Genomic DNA, 22,827 nt, shown 5'->3' on the forward strand with positions numbered 1-22,827 from the left:
TGAAAAAGGCCGGGACTGAGCCCGGCCTTTCAAATCGTCCCCTTTTGGCGAGGTCAGGTCATCGGCGTGATGACGATTTCGACGCGGCGGTTTTGCGCGCGGCCTTCTGGGGTCAGGTTGGTGGTCACAGGCGCATCTTCGCCGCGGCCATAGGCCTGAACCCGGCCCGGAGCCACGCCATTGGCGGTCAGGATCGTTGCCACAGCAGAGGCGCGGCGGGTCGACAAGGCTTGGTTGTAGGTTGCAGAGCCGGTGTTGTCCGTGTGACCGATCACCTGAACCGTGGTGTTCGGATAATCCTGAAGGTTATAGGCCAGTTTGCTCAGGTCGCTTTGCAGCGAGGGCATCACAACGGAGCTATCGGTGGCAAACAGAATGTCCTGTGGCATGGTGACAATCAACTGCGAGCCGGTGTTGACGATTTTCACGTCATCATTGCCGAGATCCTGACGCAAATCTGCGGCTTGTTTGTCCAATTGCTGACCGATGGCGCCACCAATGGCCCCACCAATCACCGCACCGACGGCGGCTTTTGCCAATTTGTCGTCATTGGAGCTTGCGCCTAAAATGCCGCCAAGGGTCGCGCCGATAACGGCACCTTGGGTGGTTTTCTGATTGGAATCAGCGCTATAGGTGTCCATGCACGCCGTCAGGCCAAAACTGGCGATCAGCGGGATGGCAACGAAAAGAGGGGATTTCATATCGTATCCTCGTGTTAAAACTGCTCTGGCGCTGGTTTTACCGCTCTATTGCGCCAGAAACACGGTGGATTTTCGCGGAGCACGCAAGTGCGGCGGGTTTCTGCTCAGTCGGGACGTGGGATTGACTGTCGGCTTGCAGGCTTTCATAGGCCAAAAGCGCGCGTTTGACAGGTAGACCCCAGTGATAGCCGCCCAAAGCGCCGGTTTTGCGCAAAACGCGGTGGCAGGGGATCAACCAGCTCACCGGGTTGCGCCCGACGGCGGTGCCGACCGCGCGCACGGCTTTGGGCGCACCAATGGCCGCAGCGATGTCGGAATAGGTGGTGACCTGACCCGAAGGGATCGACAAAAGCGCCTCCCAGACTTTGATCTGAAACGGCGCACCGATGAGGTGCAGTTTCAGATCGCCGCCGCCGATGGCTGCGGTGATGTAGGGGCGCACGGCTTCGGTGTCATCAATGTAGGTGGCGGCGGGCCAACGCCCGGAGAGGTCGGCAAAGGCCGCCTCTCGCGTGGTCTCAGAGATAAAGGCGAGGGCGCAGAGGCCGCGCTCGGTGGACATGGCCAAGGCGTCGCCAAAGGGCGTGGCGAACCAGCCGTATGCGAGTGTCAGCCCCGCACCTTTGCGGGCAAAATCCCCCGGCGTCATCGCATCCCAGCGCATAAAGAGATCGTGCAGGCGGCCCGTGCTGGACAGCCCGGCACCATCGGCGACCTCAACCATTGTATGATTTTGTGCAATCATCGCCTTGGCATGGCCCAAGGTGAGATATTGCTGAAACCGTTTTGGCGACACTCCGGCCCATTGCGAAAAGATTTTTTGCGCGTGATGCGGGCTCATGCCCAGAGCCTGTGCCAGTGCGTCAAGCGGCAAGGGTAGGGGGGCCTGATCCAACAGGTCGATGGCGCGACGGATCACGTTGAAATGGTATTGGTCTTCGAGGGGCTTGTCTTCATAGGTCACGGGCGGCATCCAAGATCAGAGGGTAACGGTCAAACCTTAGCGCCTTAGCGCGTCTCTGCCGACCCGAAACTTGGTGAAACGCCGATGATCCGGGGGCCTAGGCGGCTATGCGACGTGCTGCGATGGCAGAACGCAGTTGCAACGCGAGAGCTTCGCCTCGTTTGAGCATCATGCGCGCTGTTTCGGTGTTCCGGTGGTTTGGTTCGAGTTTTGTGAGGAGGCTCATTACGGTTTCAGACGGAAGCATGGATAGGGTTCGTTCATCCGCAAACAGGCTTTCGATCCAAACGCCTTCGGCCAAAAGCACCTCATGCTCCTTCATGAGAAGATGGCAATAGGCATATTCCGGATGGGGAATCGCATAGGCGGCCTCCGCTTCGGTGGCGATGTCGGAAACGGGAACAAACACTTCGGCTTCGGCAAAATAAAGTTCAATTTGCGGTGCGCTCAGGAGAATATGATGATCCGGCGACAGGATCAGATCGCGTTCCGGGGCGTGTTCGCCCAGAGCGCCCGCGAAAATGCGCAGAGGCTTGATGACATGGGCCTCATCCAACGCACTTCTCCCGACCCAAAGGAGCGGTTGATAGCCGTGATCGCGTGTCAACAACAGATCGCCGGGGCGTAGCCATTCGACGGGTTGCGGACCTTCGCTGGTTTCAATCATCACGCCGGGGCCAAATCCCGAAAGAGATTTGGGACCGCTCCGTGTTTCGTGATCTGGCATCGGGGACTCATCGGACAAAAGCTCCGCCCCCGTCATCCCCATTCCCGCAAAAGGGCTCATATCCGCGAAAGCGTTCATATGTGTGATCCTGAAACAGCCAAGTTAGGGCGAGTTTTTCAGTAAACCCTGAAGACCGGATTAATCGCCCCCGTTCAAAGGCTCTAAATTGTGCGTATTTTCATCTGATTTTAGGAAAATTGCACGCATGTCACCTACGGCTTGCTCCGCGCGGCGCGACAAGGCATTAGAATGCCCATGAAACAGCTTGAGTATCACACGATCAAAGAGATCTTCACCCGGTTCCAAACCGCCGAGGCCGAGCCGAAAGGCGAGCTTGATCACGTCAACGCCTATACATTGGTGGTGGCCGTGGCGCTTTCGGCGCAGGCGACCGATAAAGGTGTCAACAAGGCCACAAATGCCCTGTTCAAAATCGCCGACACGCCGCAAAAGATGCTCGATTTGGGCGAAGAGGGATTGATTGAACATATCAAAACCATCGGCCTCTATCGCAATAAGGCCAAGAATGTCATCAAGCTGAGCCAAATTTTGGTGGATGACTATGACGGTGAGGTGCCCTCGTCGCGCGCCGCTCTTGAAAGCCTGCCGGGGGTGGGCCGCAAAACCGCCAATGTGGTGTTGAACATGTGGTGGCATGTGCCAACCCAAGCCGTCGACACCCATATTTTTCGGTTCGGCAATCGTTCGGGCGTGGCCGTGGGCAAGGATGTCGTCGCGGTCGAACGCGCGATCGAGGACCACATCCCCGCCGAATTCCAACAGCACGCGCATCACTGGATGATCCTGCACGGACGCTACACCTGCAAAGCGCGTAAACCTTTGTGCAGCACATGTTTGATACGAGACCTCTGCGCCTTCGAGGAGAAAAATTTTGACTAAAACCTATCAGGTTGTCGGTATCGGCAACGCCATCGTCGATGTGATCAGCCAGGCCGATGACAGTTTCCTCGACCTTATGGGGATCGACAAAGGCATCATGCAGCTTGTCGAACGCGAGCGCGGCGAAATGCTTTATGGCGCGATGGAAAACCGGGTTCAAACGCCGGGGGGGTCCGTCGCCAACACTCTGGCGGGGCTGGGTATGCTGGGGCTGAAAACCGGCTTTATCGGGCGGGTGCATGACGACGCTTTGGGACGGTTTTATGCCGCCGAGATGGTGGCCGATGGCACAGCCTTTGTGAATGCGCCGGTGCCGGGTGGTGAATTGCCGACCTCACGGTCGATGATTTTCGTCTCCCCGGATGGCGAGCGGTCGATGAACACCTATTTGGGGATTTCTTCGGAAATTTCCGAGGCTGATGTGACCGAGACCGCAGCGGGCGACACGGATATTATGTTCCTTGAGGGCTATCTTTACGACAAACCCAAGGGAAAACACGCCTTTGACCAGGCCGCGAAACTGACCAAAGCGGCGGGCGGCAAGGTTGGGATTTCTCTGTCCGATCCGTTCTGTGTGGACCGTCACCGTGATGATTTTCGGACCTTTGTCAAAGAGATGGATTTCGTCATCGGCAACGAACATGAATGGGAAAGTCTCTATCAGGCTGACCTGTCGACGGCCTTGGAATTGGCAGCCTTCGAATGTGGCCTCGTGGTCTGTTCGCGTGGTGGCTCTGACGTGGTGTTGGTGCGCGGCGATGAAGAGGCTGTGGTGCCGGTCAAACGCGTGCAACCGGTGGATACCACTGGGGCGGGCGATCAATTCGCGGCGGGCTTCCTTTATGGCTACGCCACCGGGCAAAGCCTTGCGACCTGTGGCCGGATGGGCTGTGTGGCCGCCGCCGAGGTGATTTCCCACATCGGCCCGCGCCCTGAGGCGGACCTCAAGGTCTTGTTCCAAAAAGAAGGGCTGATCTAAAGCCTGACTTCGGATCAAAAACGGCGCGCAGGAGGCCCCTCGCGCGCCGTTTTTATGAGTATTTGGACTACAATGAAGATCAGTGCGCTTCGGCCCAATTGTTGCCAATACCGGCATCCACCTCAATCGGGACATCAAGTACGACGGCGGGGTAGGCGGCGTTTTTCATCACATCTTTGACCACGTCGATCACCTGATCACAGGCGTCCTCATCGACCTCGAAAATCAATTCATCGTGGACCTGCAACAACATGGTGGCGGGCAGATCGCGGATGGCGTCGGGCATCCGCACCATGGCGCGGCGGATGATATCGGCGGCGGCACCTTGGATCGGGGCGTTGATCGCGGCGCGTTTGGCAAAGCCGGCCTGCGGCCCTTTGGTGGCGATCTCCGGCGTATGGATTTTACGGCCAAACAGAGTTTGGACATAAAGGTGCTCTTTGGCGAAAGCCACGGTGTCGTCCATATAGGCGCGAATGCCCGGGAAGCGTTCGAAATATCGGTCGATAAAGCCTTGTGCCTCGCTGCGGGGAATACGCAGGTTTCGTGCAAGTCCAAAGCCCGAAATGCCGTAAATCACGCCAAAATTGATCGCTTTGGCTTGGCGGCGGACCATCGGGTCCATGCCCTCAATCGGCACACCGAACATCTCGCTTGCGGTCATGGCATGAATGTCCAACCCGTCACGGAACGCCTGTTTGAGACTGTCGATCCCGGCGACATGGGCGAGGATACGCAATTCGATTTGTGAGTAATCGAGCGAGATCAATTTGCGGCCTTTCGGCGCAATAAAGGCCTCGCGAATGCGGCGGCCTTCGTCAGATCGCACCGGGATGTTTTGCAGGTTCGGATCGGTCGAGGACAAACGCCCGGTCACGGCTCCGGTTTGCACATACGAGGTGTGAACGCGGCCAGTTTCAGGGTTGATGAACCGTTGCAGCGCGTCGGTGTAGGTTGATTTCAGCTTGGAGAGTTGACGCCAATCCAGCACACGTGCGGGCAGGTCCTGCCCCTCTGAGGCGAGGTCTTCGAGGATGTCCACACCCGTGGCATAGGCTCCGGTTTTGCCTTTTTTGCCGCCGGGCAGGGACATTTTATCAAACAGGATTTCACCCAATTGCTTGGGGGAGCCGACGTTGAAATTTTCGCCCGCCAGGTCGTGAATTTCGGCCTCAAGCCCGGCCATTTTTTGCGCGAACGCGTTGGACATGCGCGAGAGCACATCGCGGTCCACCATCACCCCGGCCATTTCCATCCGCGCCAAAACCGGCGAGAGCGGGCGCTCCAGAGTTTCGTAGACGGTGGTGACCTGTTCAGTATGAAGTTTCGATTTGAACACCTGCCACAGGCGTAGGGTGACGTCGGCATCTTCGGCGGCATAGGCGACCGCTTTGTTGATCTCGACCTTGTCAAAGGTGATCATGGACTTGCCACTGCCCAAAAGCTTTTTCGTCGGGATCGGAACATGGTCCAGATAGCGCTCGGACAGGGTGTCCATGCCGTGATTGTGTAGACCGGCGTGGAGCGCATAAGACATCAACATGGTGTCGTCATAGGGCGCGACAGTCACGCCGTTGCGGGCGAAAATCTTAGCATCATATTTCATATTCTGGCCGATTTTGAGGATGCTGTCGTCCTCTAAAACCGGTTTCAACGCGTCCAGAACCATGGATTTGGCCAATTGCCCATCGACAAGGTTCGAGCCGCCGAACAGGTCATCTTCGCCAATCGTGTGACCCAAGGGGATGTAACAAGCCGTGCCCGGCTCGACACAAAGCGAGATGCCGACCAACTCGGCCTGCATCTCATCCAGGCTGGTGGTTTCCGTGTCCACGGCAACATAGCCGCGGGCATAGATTGCGTCGATCCAACGCTCAAGCGCGCCCATGGTCGAGACTTTTTCATAGGTTTCGGTGTCAAACGGCACGGGTTTCGGCGCGGACGGGGCCTCCGACATGGCCGCGGCGGGGGCCGGAACGTCCGGGATCGCAGGGGCCTCGACGCCAAAGCGTTCGGAGACGCGTTTGACGATGGTGCGGAACTCCATTTTGGCGAGAAAAGCGAGGAGATCATCGAGCTTGGGGGTTTGTACTTCCAGACTGTCGAGGGAGAAATCCAGGACCATGTCACAATCGAGTTTCACCAGGTCGCGCGACACGCGGATTTGGTCGACATTGTCGATCAGGGCCTGACGGCGTTTGGGTTGTTTGATCTCTTCGGCGCGGGCCAAAAGCGTGTCTAGGTCGCCATATTCATTGATCAAAAGCGCCGCCGTTTTGATCCCGATCCCCGGCGCGCCGGGCACGTTATCCACCGAATCTCCGGCCAGTGCCTGAACGTCCACAACCCGTTCGGGACCGACGCCGAATTTTTCTTCGACGCCCTCGCGGTCAATGCGCTTGTTTTTCATTGGGTCGAGCATTTCAACCCCACCGCCGATCAATTGCATCAGATCTTTGTCCGATGAAATGATGGTGACTCGCCCGCCGGCCTCGCGCGCCTGACAGGACAGGGTGCCGATGATGTCGTCGGCTTCAAACCCTTCGATTTCGATGCAAGATACATTGAACGCGCGGGTGGCTTCGCGGGTCAGTGGGAATTGCGGCACCAGTTCTTCGGGGGCAGGGGGGCGGTTGGCTTTATAGGCCGGGAAGAGGTCGTTGCGAAAGGTTTTCCCGGAATAGTCAAAGATAACAGCGGCATGGGTGGGCGCATCGCTGCCAGTGTTGGCCTCGATATAGCGGTAAAGCATGTTGCAAAACCCGGCGACGGCCCCGACGGGAAGCCCATCGGATTTACGCGTCAGAGGAGGGAGCGCGTGATAGGCTCTGAATATGAAGGCAGAGCCGTCAATGAGGTGAAGATGGCTGCCTTTACCGAATGTCATGACGCGTGTCCTCTGATCGCAAATCCCGTGCCTTGATAACACGGAAAGCGTGAGGGGCTGCAACCCGGATACGCGTCTTTATGCGTCTGAGAGGCTGTTCTACGCAAGATCGGGTCGCGCGAAGGTGAAATCAGGCGATTGCCCCTTTGGGCACGACTCCTTCTTTCATCCCTTGGGCGATAAAGCTCAGCACGCTATGCCACGCCTTTTCAAGCTCCGTTCCCCAGTCTTCGCCGCCGAATTCGGCGAACACTTCAACGAGCAAGTCAACGACCAGGTCCGATTGGGTTTCCCAAATGCCAAAACCGGAAAAATCGCGTCCCAAGGTGTGTAGCGTGGCAAACATGGCCTGAGGATGATCGAGGGAGAGAAAAGCGATTTCGAGAAGACCATTCACGCGAATGGCTTCTTCCGTCAGGCTTTCCGAATAGAGATCGCGCGTGTGAGGCGCGATTTCAAACAGTCGCTCATAAAAACGTTTGAACATCTCCGGTCGCACCGGCGCGAGGCGCCGGAAATCGTTTCGAACCAAAGAGATTTGTTTCACAGCCAGCACCAGAAACGCCTTTCACATCAATACAATGATGAGGCTAGGTGCAAGACTTTAAGATATCGCAAACATTCGGAATAAGACGCCTTTCAAGCGTCTTTGAGTTTGGCGCTCTCATGGATGAATTTTTTGTCGCAATAACCGCATTCGACATAGCCCTTATCATGGGGAATCACGAGCCAGACGCGGGGGTGACCCAAGGCACCTTCGCTGCCATCACAGGCCACTTTCCAGGTGGAGACCACTTCGGTTTCTGGGGCTTGGATCGCCATGTTTGTCTGTCCCTTTATGACTGTTTTGCCGTGCATCATGCGACCTGAGCGGGGATGTGCGGCGCCAATCATGGGGTCTGCACCACCGCGCTGTTGCCGAAGCGCGTCCAACCGCCTAAGTCAGGTCAGCATGATAACGATCCGTGCGGCGCGGACAAGAGGCATCCGCTTTATCTGACATGCCAAAAAGGGAGAGAGACCATGACCGACGCGATTGAGATCGAGGCTCTGCGCAAGACCTACAAGGGCAGCAAGGGTCAGCCGCCAAAAGAGGCGCTCAAGGGCATTGATTTGACCATCCCGCGCGGGTCGATTTTTGGCCTTTTGGGGCCGAATGGTGCGGGCAAATCGACGATGATCAATATCCTCGCCGGGCTGGTGATCAAATCCTCGGGCAAGGTCAAAATCTGGGGCTTTGATCAGGATGTGAACCCACGGCAATCGCGCGCCGCCATTGGCGTGATGCCGCAGGAATTGAACCTTGATCCGTTCTTCACCCCGCGCGGCGCTTTGGAGGTTCAGGCCGGATTATATGGTGTGCCGAAAAAAGACCGGCGTTCGGACGAAATCCTTGATCTGATTGGCTTAACCGACAAGGCGGACGCCTATGCGCGCACCCTTTCGGGGGGCATGCGTCGTCGGCTTTTGCTGGGCAAGGCTTTGGTGCACAATCCGCAAATTCTCGTGTTGGACGAACCGACGGCGGGTGTGGACATTGAGCTGCGTCAGATGCTTTGGACCAATGTGCGCCGCCTCAATGAGGAACGCGGCATGACCATTATTTTGACCACGCATTACCTCGAAGAAGCGCAGGAAATGTGTGACGAAATCGCCATCATCAACCACGGCGCATTGATCAAACGCGACACGACCAAAAATCTGTTGGACTTGATGGACGCCAAGACGCTTTTGATCGAACCGCAAGGCGCGGCACCGGCGCAGTTTGATTTGCCGGAAGGTGTGCGGATGGAGCGCAAAAAGGACGGCACGTTTGTGTTTGATTATTCGCGCGGCAAAACCTCGGCCAATGCAATTTTGGATGCGGTGAAGGCTGCGGGAATCGTGATTGAAGATGTGCGCACGATGGAGCCCGATCTTGAGGATGTGTTTGTGGAACTGACCTCCGGCAAATAAGTGAGATCACGTAAAACACAAAAGCCCCGCAATTGCGGGGCTTTGTCGTTTTGGGAGCTGGCGTGATCAGCGGCTGGTCAGCGGGCCGATGGGTTCGCCACCCAAAAGATGGATGTGGAAATGTGGCACTTCCTGATGCGAATCTGGGCCGGAATTGGTGATTAACCGATAGCCATTGCCGCCCGAGGCCTCTGACACGCCAAGCTGTTTGGCAATCTGCGCCACCGATTTGAAAAAATCGAGCTGCTCGGCATCTGAGGCAGCCTGTACAAAATGATCAAAGCACCGGTACGCCCCTTTGGGGATCACCAAAACATGGGTCGCTTTTTGCGGCGAAATGTCGGGGAACGCCAATGTATGGTCGCTTTCAAAAATCGGGCTGACCGGAATCTCTTGGCGCAGGATTTTGGCGAAAACATTCTGGTCGTCATAAGCATAGGGCATGGGGTCTTCCTCAGTCGGAAAATAGATAATGCATCGAGACGATCTCGCGCGCGTCATCTTCGGAGATGTCGAGGAAACGTGCAAGCGGGCGGGCGTTTTCCTCGGGGGTTTTGGATTGCGAAATCCGGTCGTAATTCTCAAATTCCGCGTCGCGAATGCGGTCGCCTTCGTGATTGATGTCGGCGCGGATCGTTGGCAACAGCCGTTCCAACGCGTCCTCAGGCGTCTGATCCCCGGCAAGACCGGTGCGTTTGGCATGGCCGGTCAGATACTCATCGCTAAACTCGCATTCGATTTCCAACAGCCGCGTGCCGGAGCGGTCGTTGTAAAAGTCGCGAATGAGGTCGAGACCGGCAGGGTCAATGCAGACGACCATACGGTCTGTTTCGAAATAATCCAAAAGCATCCGCACCCAAGCGCGCCTGTGCCGGGTGCGTTTTTCCAAACTCTTTTCAATGCCGCCCAAATCCGGCAGCGGCGTGTTTTCTTCGCTGAACAGATATTCGAGGCAGGGAATGTCTGTTTTCGCCTTGATCTGCGAGACGAGTCGCTTGGCGACGTGCCATTTTTTGCAAACAATCATCAAAAGTTCGCGGTCACGGCCCAGCGAACTTTCGGTTTCCCAAAATCGCTGAGAAAAACGCCGCCCGTCGCGGCCGCGCCCGGTCAGAAATTCAAACAGGGATCGACCCTCATTTGAAATTTTAAACTGAATCCCCTTGGCCGCAAACAAATCGCCCAATCGTTTCTTCAACTCTTTCGCCTCGGGCGAAATTTTGCGGGCGAACAGATAGTCCTGCGAGATCAGCAAATCATAGTGGTCATTATAAAACACCACGGGCATGCCGTAGTCGGTGAACATCAAAAAGGTCAGGGTGCGGGTTTGGATTTCATGTTCCGGCACAAGATGCGGCACGAGGGTTTGAAAAAAGGTTTCGTCCGGAATCCATGTCGTGCGGAAAAACTGCATGACATCTTTGCGCTTTTTGATGAAATCCAAAATCCACTCGACGGTGCGGCGGCGCAAACACCACCATTGCGATCCAATCATAACCTGTAGATCATCGGGGATTTTGCGTTCAAGGCCAAACCGGCGTTGCCACCAAAAGCTTTGATAAAACAACCACTTTTGGGTGCGTTCATTGAAGAAATGGCGATAAATCAACCGCTCTTCCTTGATCCCGGTCTTGATCCAGTCAGAGGTGAAAAAATCGAAGCTTTCGATATAATCCATGTCATTGCGGTCAAGGAAATCATGCATGTATTCGGCCGTTTTGACCGACATGCAATCACCCGACAGCATGTAAAAATGGGTCGCGCGTGGAAAGGCTGCTTCCGCCGCTTCAAGTGCGTAAATCGTGGCTTGCACAAGGCTCCATTCGCCCCAGCCACATTTGATCCGCTTGGTCGCAAAGGCGACATTCGGATTGTCTTTCAGGCCGTTTTTGATCGCCTCAAAGGTCTCTTTGCCGCCGCGCGCATCAAAGTGAATGGAGATGTAATCTCCGGTGCGGGTCAGGCGGCGCGCCTGGTCAATGATGGCCTCAGGGTCCTTGTGGCACAGGAGAATGAATGCAATTCGTGCCATTTTGGAAACCGTAACCTCATTTTTGCCGCATTGTTCGCATATAAGCGTAACCAATCATTGAATAATCAAGGTAAGTTTGCTTTTAAAGCGAAAAGGGTCACGGACGCGTGGCATATCAGGAGTTGTGGTAAAATATGGGCTTTCCCGGAACTTGGATGACAGAAAGCGAAAGTGTCGTATATCGCGTCGTCCCCAAATGCGCGTGTTCGACCATCGGACAGATCATGTTCTATTCCGATCATGGCGAGTTTTTCGATGGCGACATCCATGATAGCAAAGATCGGATGCACAAATGGGCCCAAGAGGGCAGCCAGCAGTTGATCGAAGCCAATGTGCAGGGTCACAAATCCTACGCTTTCACCTGTGTGCGCAATCCGTATACCCGTGTGCTGTCATCGTTTTTTGACAAGGTCTGCGGCATTCAACGCAATGGCAAACGCTATCGTGGCAATCTTGTCCCGCAGCTGATCCAAAAATACGGCATCGAAGTTGGCGGCGAGGACGGCAAGGACGAGTTCGATCAAATCGCTTCTTTCCGGCGGTTCCTGTTGTTTGTGCGTGATACCATCCGCTGGCGTCGGCCGATGGACCCGGACATTCACTGGTCCGCGATGGCCGGGCATGTCTCGACGTTCATCGTCAATGGCGGCACCTACGACAAGATTTTCTTTACCGAGACCTTCAACGACGGCATGCAGGACGTGCTCGATCACATCGATACCCCGCATAAAGTCGATTTGGCCACGATCCCGCGGTTTAACGAATCCGAAGGTCACGGCCCAAAACGGCTTCACCCGGTTGAGGATTATTTCGACGATCTGTCGATGCATTTGATGTGGGAAATCTACAAAAAGGATTTCCAACTGTTCCAATACGACTTTGAAAACCCCGGCAATAAAATGCCCAAAGGCGACGTCGATCTGGACGAGGTTCACGCCAAACTTGGCGATTAAACCCACTTAAGTGCGACGTATAATTGAGACATAAAACCCCCGCCGACTCGCATCGGCGGGGGTTTATTTTGTCCGGGCCCTGATGTGGGCGCGGAGATTATTGAACGTTGTTCACATCGCGAACGGCCAGCGTGTTGACGCCGTCGTTGGAGAGAACGACAATCGCATCAGAAATTGCCGGACGGGACAATTGCACTTTCACGTTGGTGTTTGCACCAGCGTGTACAGCTTCGGAGCCCAAAAGCGCACCGCGCTCACCGTTGTGGAAATCGTAGATGTAAACCGTGCTGTTGGTGTCAGCGCGTACCAGATCAAGGTTGACGGTCGAGGTCAGCGACTGAGCTTGGCCGGGGATGATGTAGTTCGGGCCAGCGAAAGCGGCAGAACCAGCAACGGCAACAACAGCGGCGGCAGCGAGAGTTTTGAAAGAGTTGGTCATGATAGAAGTCCTTTATCAGCGTTTCATTTAGGGGGACGCGCTGTCTGTGTGTTTTTGCGCGCCTCGATGAAATGGATATAGAGCTTGGTTTGAAGTGTTTAAATGGGAACAAACATACAGGTTTTATCTATTGTGTTGTGCGAAAATGCAGATCACAATTTAGCGATATTATCGTTATTTCGCGTGAGTATTAGGCGATCTGGGCTAATTTTTTTTAAATACGCACATATCAAGGGGTTTTTGCAAAAATGCACATACTTTGAGGATGCGCATTAAGAACTTGTCACATTCGCCCCAAATACCCCAAAACCGCCGGATCAATCCGCCGCGCCAAGGAGTCAAAATCCGTCTCCCCGCCATGAAGTGCCGGATGGGCCATGCCAATGATGAGGTTCAAAATGTCGCCTGCGGCTTGCTCCGGTTGCGGCACTTTATGCTGGGTCAGGCACAGCGCCAAACGGGCACGGGTTTGGGACATCATGGTCAAACTGTCCGGGTCGGGTGGCAATTGCGCTTCTAAATGTTCAAGGGCGTCTGCCCGATGCGCGCGATGCACATGGTGATGGATCACCGCCCGAACCAGCCGCGCCATGGCAAAGGACAGGCTCTTTCCAACCACAAAATCCATCGCTCGAAAAATATCGTCGCGCATCTGGGCGCGCATCTGTCGGATCAGCTCGGCGAAAATCGCCTCTTTTGAGGGGAAATATTGATAGAGAGATCCAACAGACACGCCCGCGCGATCTGCCACCGCATTTGTGGTCACCGCGTCTGCGCCTTGGGTTTCCAAAATGCGAGCCGCCGCCTCAAGGATCGCATGAACCGTGGCCTTGGAGCGTGCTTGTCGCGGTGTTTTGCGGGGCGATAGCGGGGACGTGGAGTTGGTCATGGGATGCGAGTTTCCAAAATGTGAGCAATAGCTCATGTTCGACTCAAAACCCGCCGTTGACAAGCGCGCCCTCGGGGTGTCCGCTTGCCCCAAACAGACAGGACGTCCAATGCCCCATGATCACCACAGCCATGCCGCTCATGGCCACCACCACCACCACATCGACCCGGAGGCGGGTGATGCGCGGATGGCGGCGGCCATCGGGGTCAATCTGCTGTTGACCGTGGCCCAAATCATTGGCGGGGTGATTTCTGGCTCCATGGCACTGATTGCCGATGCGATCCACAATCTCTCAGACGCGGTGTCTTTGGTCATCGCCTTTGGGGCCCGCAAACTGGCCCGCCGCCCGCGCGATGGGGCCATGACCTTTGGCTATGGCCGCGCCGAAGTGGTCGCCGCGATGATCAATTACATCACGCTCATGGTGATCTCCATTTACCTCTTTGCCGAAGGCGTGGCGCGGTTTTGGAACCCTCCGGAGATCGAAGGCTGGATCGTCATCATCATCGCCGGGATCGCGCTTGCCGTCGATCTGGTCACCGCAGCACTCACCTATTCCATGTCGAAAAACAGTCTCAACATCCGCGCCGCATTTCTCCATAACCTCGCGGATGCGGGCACCTCCGTGGCGGTGATTTTCGGCGGGGCGGTGATCCTGATCTACGATTGGCGCTTGATTGATCCGATCCTCACCGTGGTCATTTCACTCTATATCCTCTGGCACGCCTTTGTGGAAATCCGTCCGGTCATTCGCATCCTGATGCTCGGCGCGCCAGACGGCACACGGGCTGACGAGGTCGCCGCGGCAATGGGCGAAGTTGAAGGCGTTGAAGACGTGCATCATGTGCATTTGTGGCAGATCGACGAACACCACAGTTCCGTAGAGGCGCATGTGGTTGTTGCGGGTGAGACTCATGTGGTGCTGGCGCAGGTGAAGGGCCTGTTGAAGGAGCGGTTCTCCATCACCCATTCCACGCTTGAAGTCGAGGCACCGGGGCAGGGCTGTGTGCCCGGATCAGAGGTCTCATAGGGCTATTGGGCCTGACGAAACCAATCCAACCCCTCTTCGGTGCGTTTTTTCGGGATATATTCGGCGGAGACCCAGCCCTGATAGCCGCTCGCATCCACGGCGCGGAAAAACGCCGGATAATCGACCAGACCTTTGATGGGTTCATGTCGATCCGGTGGTCCGGCGATTTGGATGTGGCGCACATAGGGGGCATATTTTTCCCAGGCGAGCATCGCGTCGCCGGTGATGATCTGGGCGTGATAGGCGTCAAATTGCAGCCCAAGGTTCAGTTCCGCCACGCTGTCCAAAACCTCAATCGCCAGATCGAAATCATCCAGGAAATACCCCGGCATGTCGATCGGATTGATCGGCTCAATCGTCAGGCTCATGGTTGGCGCCTCGGCCGCCGCCCATGCGAGGTTCTTTTTAAAAGTCTCAAGCGCGACCAACCCCTTGGCTTTTCCGGCCATGATATGCATGTGCGCGGCACCTAGGAATTGCGCATATCTGAGTGCGCGTTTGAAATCCTTGCGGAACCGATCCTCAAGGCCGGGCACGGCGGCAAACCCGCGCTCGCCGCCGGTGTAATTCGGCGGCGGCGTGTTGATCAGCACCATCTTGAGGTTCAGATCGGCCATGCGTTTGGCCACCTCGGACGCCGGTTCCTCATAGGGAAACAACACCTCAACCGCCTCAAAACCACAGGCTTTCGCCTCGGCGAACCGTTCCAAAAACGGATATTCCTTAAACAGAAAGGACAGGTTGGCGGCAAATTTTGGCATCAGCTGAGATCATCCACGGGGGCGATTGGGAAAAACACGCCCTTGGACCAGACCCCGAACATCGCCGTGCCGTCAATCTCCTGCGTGACAGCATGGTCAACAAGGCGAAAGAAGCTTTTGCGATCAATCAACGCCTCCAATCCCGCCCTGATCTCCACATAGGGCGCGGGCTCGCCGTTCCGGTCGGCAAAGCGCATCGGGTGATCGGGCCCCGCTTCGGCCTCATCCCCCACCGAGGTCTGAAAGGTCAAAACCTGATCCTGCCCTTGGCCCGAAACGGTAAAATCCACCGCCAAAAACGGTGCATCTTCAACGGTGATCCCGACTTTTTCCACCGGGGTGACCAAAAAATAGGCGTCACCTTCGCGTTTCAACACGGTTGAGAACAACCGCACCAATCCGATCCGCCCAATCGGTGTTCCCAGATAAAACCACGTCCCATCCCGCGCGATCCGCATATCCAGATCGCCACAAAACGGCGGGTCCCATTTTTCCACGGGCGGCAAACCGTGGGTTTTTGCGGCCTTGATGGCGGCGGCAATGCTTTCGGCTGAGACAGTCACGCGAAAATCCCCCTTCTGACCTCTTTGTCATTTGTGCTTTGCAGCATAGATCGCTCTAATGGCGAGAGTAAGAGTGACACGGAACGTCCCAAGAGGTGAAGCCCATGACCGAGACCGCCACCACCACAGGCCTTGTGCCCGAAGATCTTGTCACAGAAGATCTTGTCACTGAGATCGAAGCACTGGGCGCGAAGCTGTCGGAGGCGAAATCCTCGATCACCCGCCGCTTCATCGGTCAGGAAACAGTGGTCGATCTGGTCTTGTCCGCCATGCTTTGCGGAGGCCACGCGCTTTTGTTGGGCCTGCCGGGGCTTGGCAAAACCCGCCTTGTCGACACGCTTTCGACCGTCATGGGCCTTAAAGGCGCGCGGGTACAATTCACCCCGGACCTGATGCCCGCCGACATTCTTGGCTCCGAGGTCTTGGAAACCGCCACGGACGGCAGCCGCGCGTTTCGGTTCATCGAAGGTCCGGTGTTTTGTCAGCTCCTTTTGGCCGACGAAATCAACCGCGCCAGCCCCCGCACCCAATCCGCGCTGTTGCAAGCGATGCAGGAAAAATCCGTGACCATCGCCGGGCAGCCGCATGATTTGGAGGCGCCGTTTCACGTCCTCGCCACGCAAAACCCGCTGGAACAAGAGGGCACCTATCCGTTGCCGGAGGCGCAGTTGGACCGGTTCTTGGTGCAAGTCGATGTGGCCTACCCGGACCGCGACACCGAGCGTGACATTTTGATCGCCACCACGGGCGCGATGGAGGAAGAGGCCCATGCCGTTTTCACCGCCGAGGAGTTGATCAAAGCTCAGGCGTTGCTGCGCAAGATGCCGGTGGGCGAACAGGTGGTCGAGATGATCCTTGATCTGGTGCGCGCCTGTCGTCCGCATGAACCCGAAGCCACGCCCGCGATCAACGCGTCTGTGGCGTGGGGGCCGGGACCGCGCGCCGCTCAGGCCTTGATGTTGACCATTCGCGCCCGCGCGCTTTTGGATGGTCGCCTTGCGCCCAGCCCCGAGGATGTGATCGCCATGGCCAAACCTGTGCTTATTCACCGCATGGCGATGACCTTTGCCGCCCGTGCGCGCGGCGAAGATCTGGCCTCGATCATCGACACGGTCGCCGCCACCCTGTCGGAAAATCGGTCCGCGGCGTGAGCCTTTCGCCCCCATCCTCCTTGCGCGCCCGCGCCGAAGCCTTGGCCGGACCCTTGCCGCCGCTTCAGGCGCAGGCCGAACAGCTTGCGCGCACGCTTTTGTTGGGCGGGCATGGGCGGCGTCAGGCCGGGATGGGCGATGAGTTTTGGCAATATCGCCCGGCAGAACCCGGCGATGCGGGGCGGTCGATTGATTGGCGCCGCTCTGGCCGCTCGGACGGGCATTTCGTGCGCGAAAAGGAATGGCAATCGGCGCAGTCGGTGCATCTTTGGGCCGATCTGTCGGCGTCGATGGGGTTTTCCTCTGATAAAAATCACCCGACCAAACAGGAGCGCGCCGGGCTTTTGACCATGGCGCTGGCGATCCTTTTGATGAAGGGCGGGGAACGCGTGGCTTTGGCCTCTTTGGGCACCCCGCCACGCATCGGCGCGTTGCAATTGCGGCGCATCGCCGAAGGCTTGCGCGCTGATCCAAGCCCAGAGCGCGCGGAATACGGCGCGCCAGACGCCACATCGTTTTTGCCCAGATCCCGCGCAGTGTTTCTGTCTGATTTCCTCGGTCCGATCGAGCCGGTTGAACGCGCCATCGGGGCGGCGGCGGATCGCGGCATCACCGGGCTGTTGTACCAAATTCTCGACCCCGCCGAAGAGGCTTTTCCCTTTCAGGGGCGCACCATTTTCACCTCGATGGCGGGCGGGTTGCGCCATGAAACCCTGCGCGCGTCCGACCTGCGCGACCGCTATCTGGACCGTCTGGCCGAACGCAAAGCCCAGCTTGCGCATCTGGCGCATCAGGCCGGATGGCGCTTTGCCACCCATCACACCAACACCCCGGCACAGCCCGCGCTTTTGTGGCTTTATGAGGGTCTGGAGGGGGCACGCTGATGTGGATTTTAGGCCCCGTAGGCTTCACCGCGCCTTGGGTTTTGCTTGGGCTTTTGGCTCTGCCGATCCTGTGGTTCGTGCTGCGCGCCGTGCCACCCGCACCGATCCGCCGCCGCTTTCCCGGTATCGCGCTTTTGCTGGGCCTTACCGATGATGAGACTGAGGCGGATCGCACGCCGTGGTGGCTTTTGCTGTTGCGCATGTTGGCGGTGGCGGCGTTGATCTTGGCCTTTGCCGGGCCGGTGTTGAACCCACGTGTGGACCGTGGCGGCACCGGGTCTTTGGTTGTCGTGATGGACGCAAGCTGGGCCTCAGCCCCTGATTGGGCCTTGCGGATCGGACGGGTGGAACAAGCGCTTGAAGAGGCTGAGGCGGGCAATCGCACCGTGTGCATTTTGACCGCCACCGACCTCTCGGCCCAGCCGTGCGACTTTCTCTCCGCCTCCGATTGGCGCGCGCGTTTGTCGGGGCTTGCGCCCGCGCCCTATGCCCCGGATATGGCCGAACTTTTGACGGCACTTGGCACGATCCAAGGTGGCTATGAAACGCTTTGGCTCTCGGATGGGTTGGACCGTTTGGGCCGCGCCGATGTCCTGACCGTCTTGGACGCAAAGGGGCCTGTGTCGGTGTTCGAAACCCCGCGCGCGCTCTATGGGTTGGGGCCGACTTCGGTCGATGAGACCGGCGTGGATCTATTGGTGCAACGGCGCGGAACGGCGGGCGAGGCTTCGGTGACCGTTTTGGCACATGGTCCGGACCCGGCGGGTGTGCCTCGGGTTTTGGCGCGCCAAGAGGTGACATTCGGCAGCGGCGAGGACGCGGTGTCCGCCCTGTTCGATTTGCCGCCTGAACTGCGCAATCGCATCACTCGGTTTGAGATCGAAGGACAGCGCTCCGCAGGCGCAATCCGTTTGGCCGATGACAGCCTCAAACGCCGCGAAGTCGGCCTTGTGACGGTGCGCGACAGCCGCGAGGGGCTTCAACTTTTGTCGCAACTGCATTACCTGCGCGCGGCGTTGAATGGCAAAGCCGATGTGATCGAAGGTGCCTTGGCTGACCTGATCCAAGCCAACCCGGATGTGATCATTCTGGCCGACATCGCCCATCTGTCCGGCGGCGAGGCCGCGCCTTTGCTGGACTGGGTCAGTGAGGGCGGGCTTTTACTGCGCTTTGCCGGGCCAAATCTCGCGGCCTCTGATGTGGCGCGCGACGCGGAAGACCCGCTTTTGCCGGTGCGCCTGCGCGCGGGCGGGCGCACGATTGGCGGCGCAATGTCATGGGGCGAGCCGAAAACCCTGCGGCCCTTTGCCGAGACCTCGCCGTTTTACGGCCTGCCGGTGCCCGACGATGTCACCGTCTCGGCCCAAGTCATGGCGCAACCCGACCCCGATCTGGCGGTGCGGGTGATCGCGACCTTGGGCGATGGCACGCCGATGGTGACGCGTAAGCCGGTGGGGCAGGGCCAGGTGGTGTTGTTCCATGTCACCGCCAATGCCGAATGGTCCACCTTGCCGCTTTCGGGGCTGTTTGTGGCGATGCTGGATCGGCTGGCCGTGACCTCGCGGGCGGCACAGGCGGAGGCCGATGATCTGGCGGGGCAAACAGTGCAGCCCATGAAACGGCTGGATGGGTTTGGAACGTTGAGTGACGCGGCGGCGATGGTGCCCATTGAAGGGGCGGTCTTTGCCACCGCTAAGGCGTCTGCGGCCACCCCGCCAGGACTGTACCAAGCCCGCGACAGCGTTTTGGCGCTCAATGTTTTGGGGGCAGAGGATCGCCTCATTGCGACGCAATGGCCCGCGGATGTTCCCGTCACGGGCGGTCAGACCCGCAACGAACGTCCGCTGACGCCCATGCTCCTTTTGGCGGCGCTCACGCTTTTGGGGGGCGATGTGATTGCCTCGCTTTGGCTCTCTGGCCGCTTGTTTGGCGCGCGGATGGTGCCGATTTTGCTGCTCGCTCTCGCGATACCGCTCTCCGCCCCGCGCGCCCAGGACGCGCCGGACACCCTGTCTGATCCGTTTGCTTTGGCCGCCAGTACTGAGGTGGCGTTGGCTTATGTGCGCACCGGCGATGCCCGCATCGACAGCCTGTCTGAGGCGGGTCTTGCGGGGCTGTCTGCCGTGCTCAATGCTCGCACGTCGGTGGAACCGTCGCCGCCGATGGGGGTGAGTCTCGACACCGATCCGCTTGGGTTCTTTCCGATCCTCTATTGGCCGGTGACCGCCGATCAACCGATCCCAACGGCTGCCGCCTATATCAAACTCAACGCCTATTTGCGCACCGGGGGCATGATCTTGTTTGACACCCGTGACGCCGATGTCGCGAGCTTCGGCGCGGCGACGCCGACAGGTCTGAAACTTCAGGCTCTGGCGCGTCCGCTTGACATTCCCGCGCTCGAACACATCCCCGAAGATCATGTCCTCACCCGCACCTTTTATCTGTTGCGCGAATTCCCCGGACGCCATGCCGAGGGCACAGTCTGGGTCGAAGCCTCGGCCAATGCCGAACAGGCCGAAGGCATGCCGTTTCGCAATCTCAACGACAATGTCACCCCGGTGGTGATTGGCGGTGGCGATTGGGCGGCAGCTTGGGCCGTGGATGGCACAGGCGTGCCGTTGGTCCCGGTGGGGCGCGGGTTCAATGGCGAACGTCAGCGTGAGTTGGCCTATCGCTTTGGCGTCAATTTGGTGATGTATGTGCTGACCGGCAATTACAAATCCGATCAGGTCCATGTCCCCGCCTTGTTAGACAGGTTGAGCCAATGATCCGCGATCTGATCTTTTCCCCGCATCTGCCGCTCTCCGCGCTGGCGATCCTCGCCGGGATTGCGCTGGTGCTTGTGGGGTTCTCTGCCCTGCGCGGGCTGCGCGGCTGGCCCTTACGGGCAGGGGCCGCGGCGTTGATCCTGATCTATCTCGCCGGGCCCTCGCTGCAACAAGAAGAGCGTGATCCGCTGTCCGACATCGTGCTTTTGTTGGTCGATGAAAGTGCCTCGCAAGACCTCGCGGACCGCAGCACCCAAGTGGCCGAAGCCGTGGCGGGTCTCACGGCGCGCCTCAATGCCCTGCCCAACACCGAGCTGCGGATCGTGCCCTTGGGCGATGCCCCCGACAATCGCGGCACACTGTTGATGACCGCGCTCGCGGAAGCCATGGCCGACGAGCCACGCGGGCGTTTGGCCGGGGCGATTATGGTCTCGGATGGACAACTGCACGATGTGGAACTGGCCTCGGATTTCCCGGCGCCGCTGCACCTGTTGCTTACTGGCGCGCCGACCGATTGGGATCGTCGCCTGATCGTGGAAAACGCGCCCAGCTTTGCTATTCTGGACGAAGAGGTCACTCTGACCCTTAAAGTCGAGGACCAAGGCGCCGTGCCCGCCTCCATTGGCAACACCACTCCGCTGATCGTGTCGATTGACGGCGGTGACGCGCAGGAATTCACCATCCCCGTCGGGCGCGCCATCGACGTGCCGCTGACCTTGGCACATGGCGGGATGAATGTGATCCAATTCACCCTGCCCGAAGCCGCCGGTGAGTTGACCACGCGCAACAATGCCGCGATGGTTCAAATCAATGGCGTGCGGGATCGTCTGCGCGTGCTTTTGGTGTCGGGCGAGCCGCATAATGGCGAACGCACATGGCGCAACCTGTTGAAATCGGACCCCTCTGTCGATCTCGTGCATTTCACCATTTTGCGCCCACCGTCCAAACAAGACGGGGTTCCGGTCACCGAACTGTCGCTTATTGCCTTTCCAACCCGCGAATTGTTCATGGAAAAGGTCGATGATTTCGACCTGATCATCTTTGACCGCTACAAATTGCGTGGCATCCTTCCGCCCTCCTATCTGGACAACATCGCCCGCTATGTCGAAGACGGCGGGGCGGTTTTGTTTGCTGCTGGACCCGATTTTGCCAGTGCCGACAGTCTGTATCGTTCGCCCTTGGCGCGGATCATTCCGCTGGCGCCCTCGGGGCGGATTTATGAGCAGGGCTATCAACCGCGCCTGACCGATATCGGCGCGCGCCATCCGGTCACCGAGGGCCTTGGCGGGTTGCGTGTTGCCACGGATGCGCCGGAGTGGGGCCGCTGGTTCCGGCAAATCGACCTTGATCCTGGCACGGAAACGGGACCGGATGCGCCCGAGGTGGTGATGTCTGGTGTCGACGATCGTCCACTTTTGGTGCTGGATCGGGTCGGTGAGGGCCGGGTGGCTGTGCTGGCCTCCGATCATGCGTGGCTTTGGACCCGCGGGATCGAGGGTGGCGGGCCGCAGCTCGAATTGTTACGGCGTTTGGCGCATTGGATGATGAAAGAACCGGAGCTTGAGGAAGAGGCGTTGACCGCCACCTCTGACGGTGCGAGTTTGACCATTACCCGGCGCAGCCTGTCTGATAGCGACCATGAGGTCACCATTGAGGCCCCCGATGGCACCACCGTGACCGTGCCGATGGAAGAGGTCAGTCCGGGGCGGTTTATGGCTCAGCATCAAGGCGCTGAGATGGGGCTCTATCGTCTCACGGAAGGGGATCAGGAGGCGGTGATGGTCTTGGGGCCCGCAGCGCCGCGTGAGTTCGAAGAAACCATCGCGACGGGGGCTAAACTGGCCCCTGTCATTGCCGCGACCAAAGGCGGCGTCATGGCGCTTTCGAATGGACTCCCGATGATCCGCACCGTGGCCGAGGGCCGGGTGGCGGCGGGACGTGGCTGGATCGGCGTGACCCCGCGCGCGGCGTTTGTCACCCAATCCACCCGTCTGACGCCACTGTTCCCCGGCTGGCTTTGGCTGGTGATCTTGGCCGGATTGACCGTTTGGGCGTGGTTACGCGAAGGGCGGCGGTGAGGCGACTATCGCAGGTCGCGCCCCTTTGGCACAAGGCGGCGATTTGCGGGCGGCACTTGGGGGGCACTTTGTGCTCCAAAGCCACCACATTCGCCACGCAGGGTGTGAAGGTTTGCGGTGCGGGACTTTGCGGACCTTTAGCCGTTTACATTGATTGCAGAAGAA

The 22,827-nt window shown here is 58.2% G+C and carries 21 protein-coding genes; 9 read left to right on the forward strand and 12 right to left on the reverse strand.

Annotated features, from left to right (window positions below; translation table 11 throughout):
- Positions 1-53 precede the first annotated feature (53 nt).
- The 3 genes from B30_RS11270 to B30_RS21400 form a co-directional block, all read right to left on the reverse strand.
- A complete protein-coding gene (locus B30_RS11270) occupies positions 54-701 on the reverse strand; it encodes an OmpA family protein (protein WP_009572197.1) in 648 nt (215 codons plus the stop codon).
- A gap of 37 nt (positions 702-738) precedes the next feature.
- Positions 739-1,674 carry a methylated-DNA--[protein]-cysteine S-methyltransferase gene (locus tag B30_RS11275; RefSeq protein ID WP_009572198.1) on the reverse strand — a complete coding sequence of 312 codons (936 nt, stop codon included), beginning with the start codon at positions 1,672-1,674 and terminating at the stop codon, positions 739-741.
- A gap of 88 nt (positions 1,675-1,762) precedes the next feature.
- Positions 1,763-2,470 carry a Hint domain-containing protein gene (locus B30_RS21400; protein WP_009572199.1) on the reverse strand — a complete coding sequence of 236 codons (708 nt, stop codon included), beginning with the start codon at positions 2,468-2,470 and terminating at the stop codon, positions 1,763-1,765.
- Positions 2,471-2,641: 171 nt separating this feature from the next.
- On the opposite strand from B30_RS21400, the gene nth reads away from it, so the two are divergent.
- Together nth and B30_RS11290 are read left to right on the forward strand one after the other, a co-directional pair.
- Positions 2,642-3,292 (forward strand): endonuclease III, encoded by a 651-nt coding sequence (gene nth, locus B30_RS11285; RefSeq protein ID WP_009572200.1) that lies wholly within the window; start codon positions 2,642-2,644, stop codon positions 3,290-3,292.
- Complete coding sequence (locus tag B30_RS11290) at positions 3,285-4,271, forward strand: adenosine kinase (RefSeq protein WP_009572201.1); 987 nt, start codon at positions 3,285-3,287, stop codon at positions 4,269-4,271. The genes nth and B30_RS11290 overlap by 8 nt, the downstream gene beginning before the upstream one ends.
- Before the next feature lie 79 nt (positions 4,272-4,350).
- Here B30_RS11290 and polA read toward each other — a convergent pair whose 3' ends face one another.
- The 3 genes from polA to B30_RS11305 all read right to left on the reverse strand — a co-directional run bounded on the left by polA (position 4,351) and on the right by B30_RS11305 (position 7,980).
- Complete coding sequence (gene polA, locus B30_RS11295; RefSeq protein ID WP_009572202.1) at positions 4,351-7,158, reverse strand: DNA polymerase I; 2,808 nt, start codon at positions 7,156-7,158, stop codon at positions 4,351-4,353.
- 130 nt (positions 7,159-7,288) lie between these two features.
- A complete protein-coding gene (locus B30_RS11300; RefSeq protein WP_009572203.1) occupies positions 7,289-7,714 on the reverse strand; it encodes a globin domain-containing protein in 426 nt (141 codons plus the stop codon).
- 83 nt (positions 7,715-7,797) lie between these two features.
- A complete protein-coding gene (locus B30_RS11305; protein WP_009572204.1) occupies positions 7,798-7,980 on the reverse strand; it encodes a zinc-finger domain-containing protein in 183 nt (60 codons plus the stop codon).
- 201 nt (positions 7,981-8,181) lie between these two features.
- On the opposite strand from B30_RS11305, the gene B30_RS11310 reads away from it, so the two are divergent.
- Positions 8,182-9,114 (forward strand): ABC transporter ATP-binding protein, encoded by a 933-nt coding sequence (locus tag B30_RS11310; RefSeq protein ID WP_009572205.1) that lies wholly within the window; start codon positions 8,182-8,184, stop codon positions 9,112-9,114.
- Between the two features lie 66 nt (positions 9,115-9,180).
- Here B30_RS11310 and B30_RS11315 read toward each other — a convergent pair whose 3' ends face one another.
- A complete protein-coding gene (locus B30_RS11315) occupies positions 9,181-9,558 on the reverse strand; it encodes an HIT domain-containing protein (RefSeq protein ID WP_009572206.1) in 378 nt (125 codons plus the stop codon).
- Between the two features lie 10 nt (positions 9,559-9,568).
- On the reverse strand, positions 9,569-11,146 hold the full coding sequence (locus B30_RS11320; protein ID WP_009572207.1) for a DUF5928 domain-containing protein: 1,578 nt from the start codon (positions 11,144-11,146) through the stop codon (positions 9,569-9,571).
- A gap of 134 nt (positions 11,147-11,280) precedes the next feature.
- Between B30_RS11320 and B30_RS11325 the strand changes: the two genes are divergently transcribed.
- Positions 11,281-12,099, forward strand: a complete 819-nt coding sequence (locus B30_RS11325) for a sulfotransferase family protein (protein WP_009572208.1) — start codon at positions 11,281-11,283, stop codon at positions 12,097-12,099.
- Between the two features lie 97 nt (positions 12,100-12,196).
- Here B30_RS11325 and B30_RS21405 read toward each other — a convergent pair whose 3' ends face one another.
- Both B30_RS21405 and B30_RS11335 read right to left on the reverse strand, forming a co-directional pair.
- Positions 12,197-12,538 (reverse strand): hypothetical protein, encoded by a 342-nt coding sequence (locus B30_RS21405; RefSeq protein WP_009572209.1) that lies wholly within the window; start codon positions 12,536-12,538, stop codon positions 12,197-12,199.
- Positions 12,539-12,821: 283 nt separating this feature from the next.
- Positions 12,822-13,427 (reverse strand): TetR/AcrR family transcriptional regulator, encoded by a 606-nt coding sequence (locus B30_RS11335; RefSeq protein WP_009572210.1) that lies wholly within the window; start codon positions 13,425-13,427, stop codon positions 12,822-12,824.
- 109 nt (positions 13,428-13,536) lie between these two features.
- Between B30_RS11335 and B30_RS11340 the strand changes: the two genes are divergently transcribed.
- A complete protein-coding gene (locus tag B30_RS11340) occupies positions 13,537-14,457 on the forward strand; it encodes a cation diffusion facilitator family transporter (RefSeq protein WP_009572211.1) in 921 nt (306 codons plus the stop codon).
- Positions 14,458-14,459: 2 nt separating this feature from the next.
- Here B30_RS11340 and B30_RS11345 read toward each other — a convergent pair whose 3' ends face one another.
- Both B30_RS11345 and B30_RS11350 read right to left on the reverse strand, forming a co-directional pair.
- Entirely contained in the window at positions 14,460-15,218 is a 759-nt protein-coding gene (locus B30_RS11345; protein ID WP_009572212.1) for a hydroxypyruvate isomerase family protein, read from the reverse strand.
- Positions 15,218-15,781, reverse strand: coding sequence for a DUF1285 domain-containing protein (locus B30_RS11350; RefSeq protein WP_009572213.1), 564 nt, complete (start codon positions 15,779-15,781; stop codon positions 15,218-15,220). The genes B30_RS11345 and B30_RS11350 overlap by 1 nt, the downstream gene beginning before the upstream one ends.
- Before the next feature lie 104 nt (positions 15,782-15,885).
- On the opposite strand from B30_RS11350, the gene B30_RS11355 reads away from it, so the two are divergent.
- The 4 genes from B30_RS11355 to B30_RS11370 are packed head-to-tail and all read left to right on the forward strand — an operon-like array spanning position 15,886 to position 22,662.
- Entirely contained in the window at positions 15,886-16,932 is a 1,047-nt protein-coding gene (locus B30_RS11355) for an AAA family ATPase (RefSeq protein WP_009572214.1), read from the forward strand.
- Positions 16,929-17,816 (forward strand): DUF58 domain-containing protein, encoded by an 888-nt coding sequence (locus B30_RS11360; RefSeq protein WP_009572215.1) that lies wholly within the window; start codon positions 16,929-16,931, stop codon positions 17,814-17,816. The genes B30_RS11355 and B30_RS11360 overlap by 4 nt, the downstream gene beginning before the upstream one ends.
- Positions 17,816-20,584, forward strand: a complete 2,769-nt coding sequence (locus tag B30_RS11365) for a DUF4159 domain-containing protein (protein ID WP_009572216.1) — start codon at positions 17,816-17,818, stop codon at positions 20,582-20,584. The genes B30_RS11360 and B30_RS11365 overlap by 1 nt, the downstream gene beginning before the upstream one ends.
- Positions 20,581-22,662, forward strand: a complete 2,082-nt coding sequence (locus B30_RS11370) for a membrane protein (protein WP_009572217.1) — start codon at positions 20,581-20,583, stop codon at positions 22,660-22,662. The genes B30_RS11365 and B30_RS11370 overlap by 4 nt, the downstream gene beginning before the upstream one ends.
- Positions 22,663-22,827 lie beyond the last annotated feature (165 nt).

Source organism: Celeribacter baekdonensis B30, from assembly GCF_000299875.1.
GTDB classification, from domain to species: Bacteria; Pseudomonadota; Alphaproteobacteria; order Rhodobacterales; family Rhodobacteraceae; genus Celeribacter; species Celeribacter baekdonensis_A.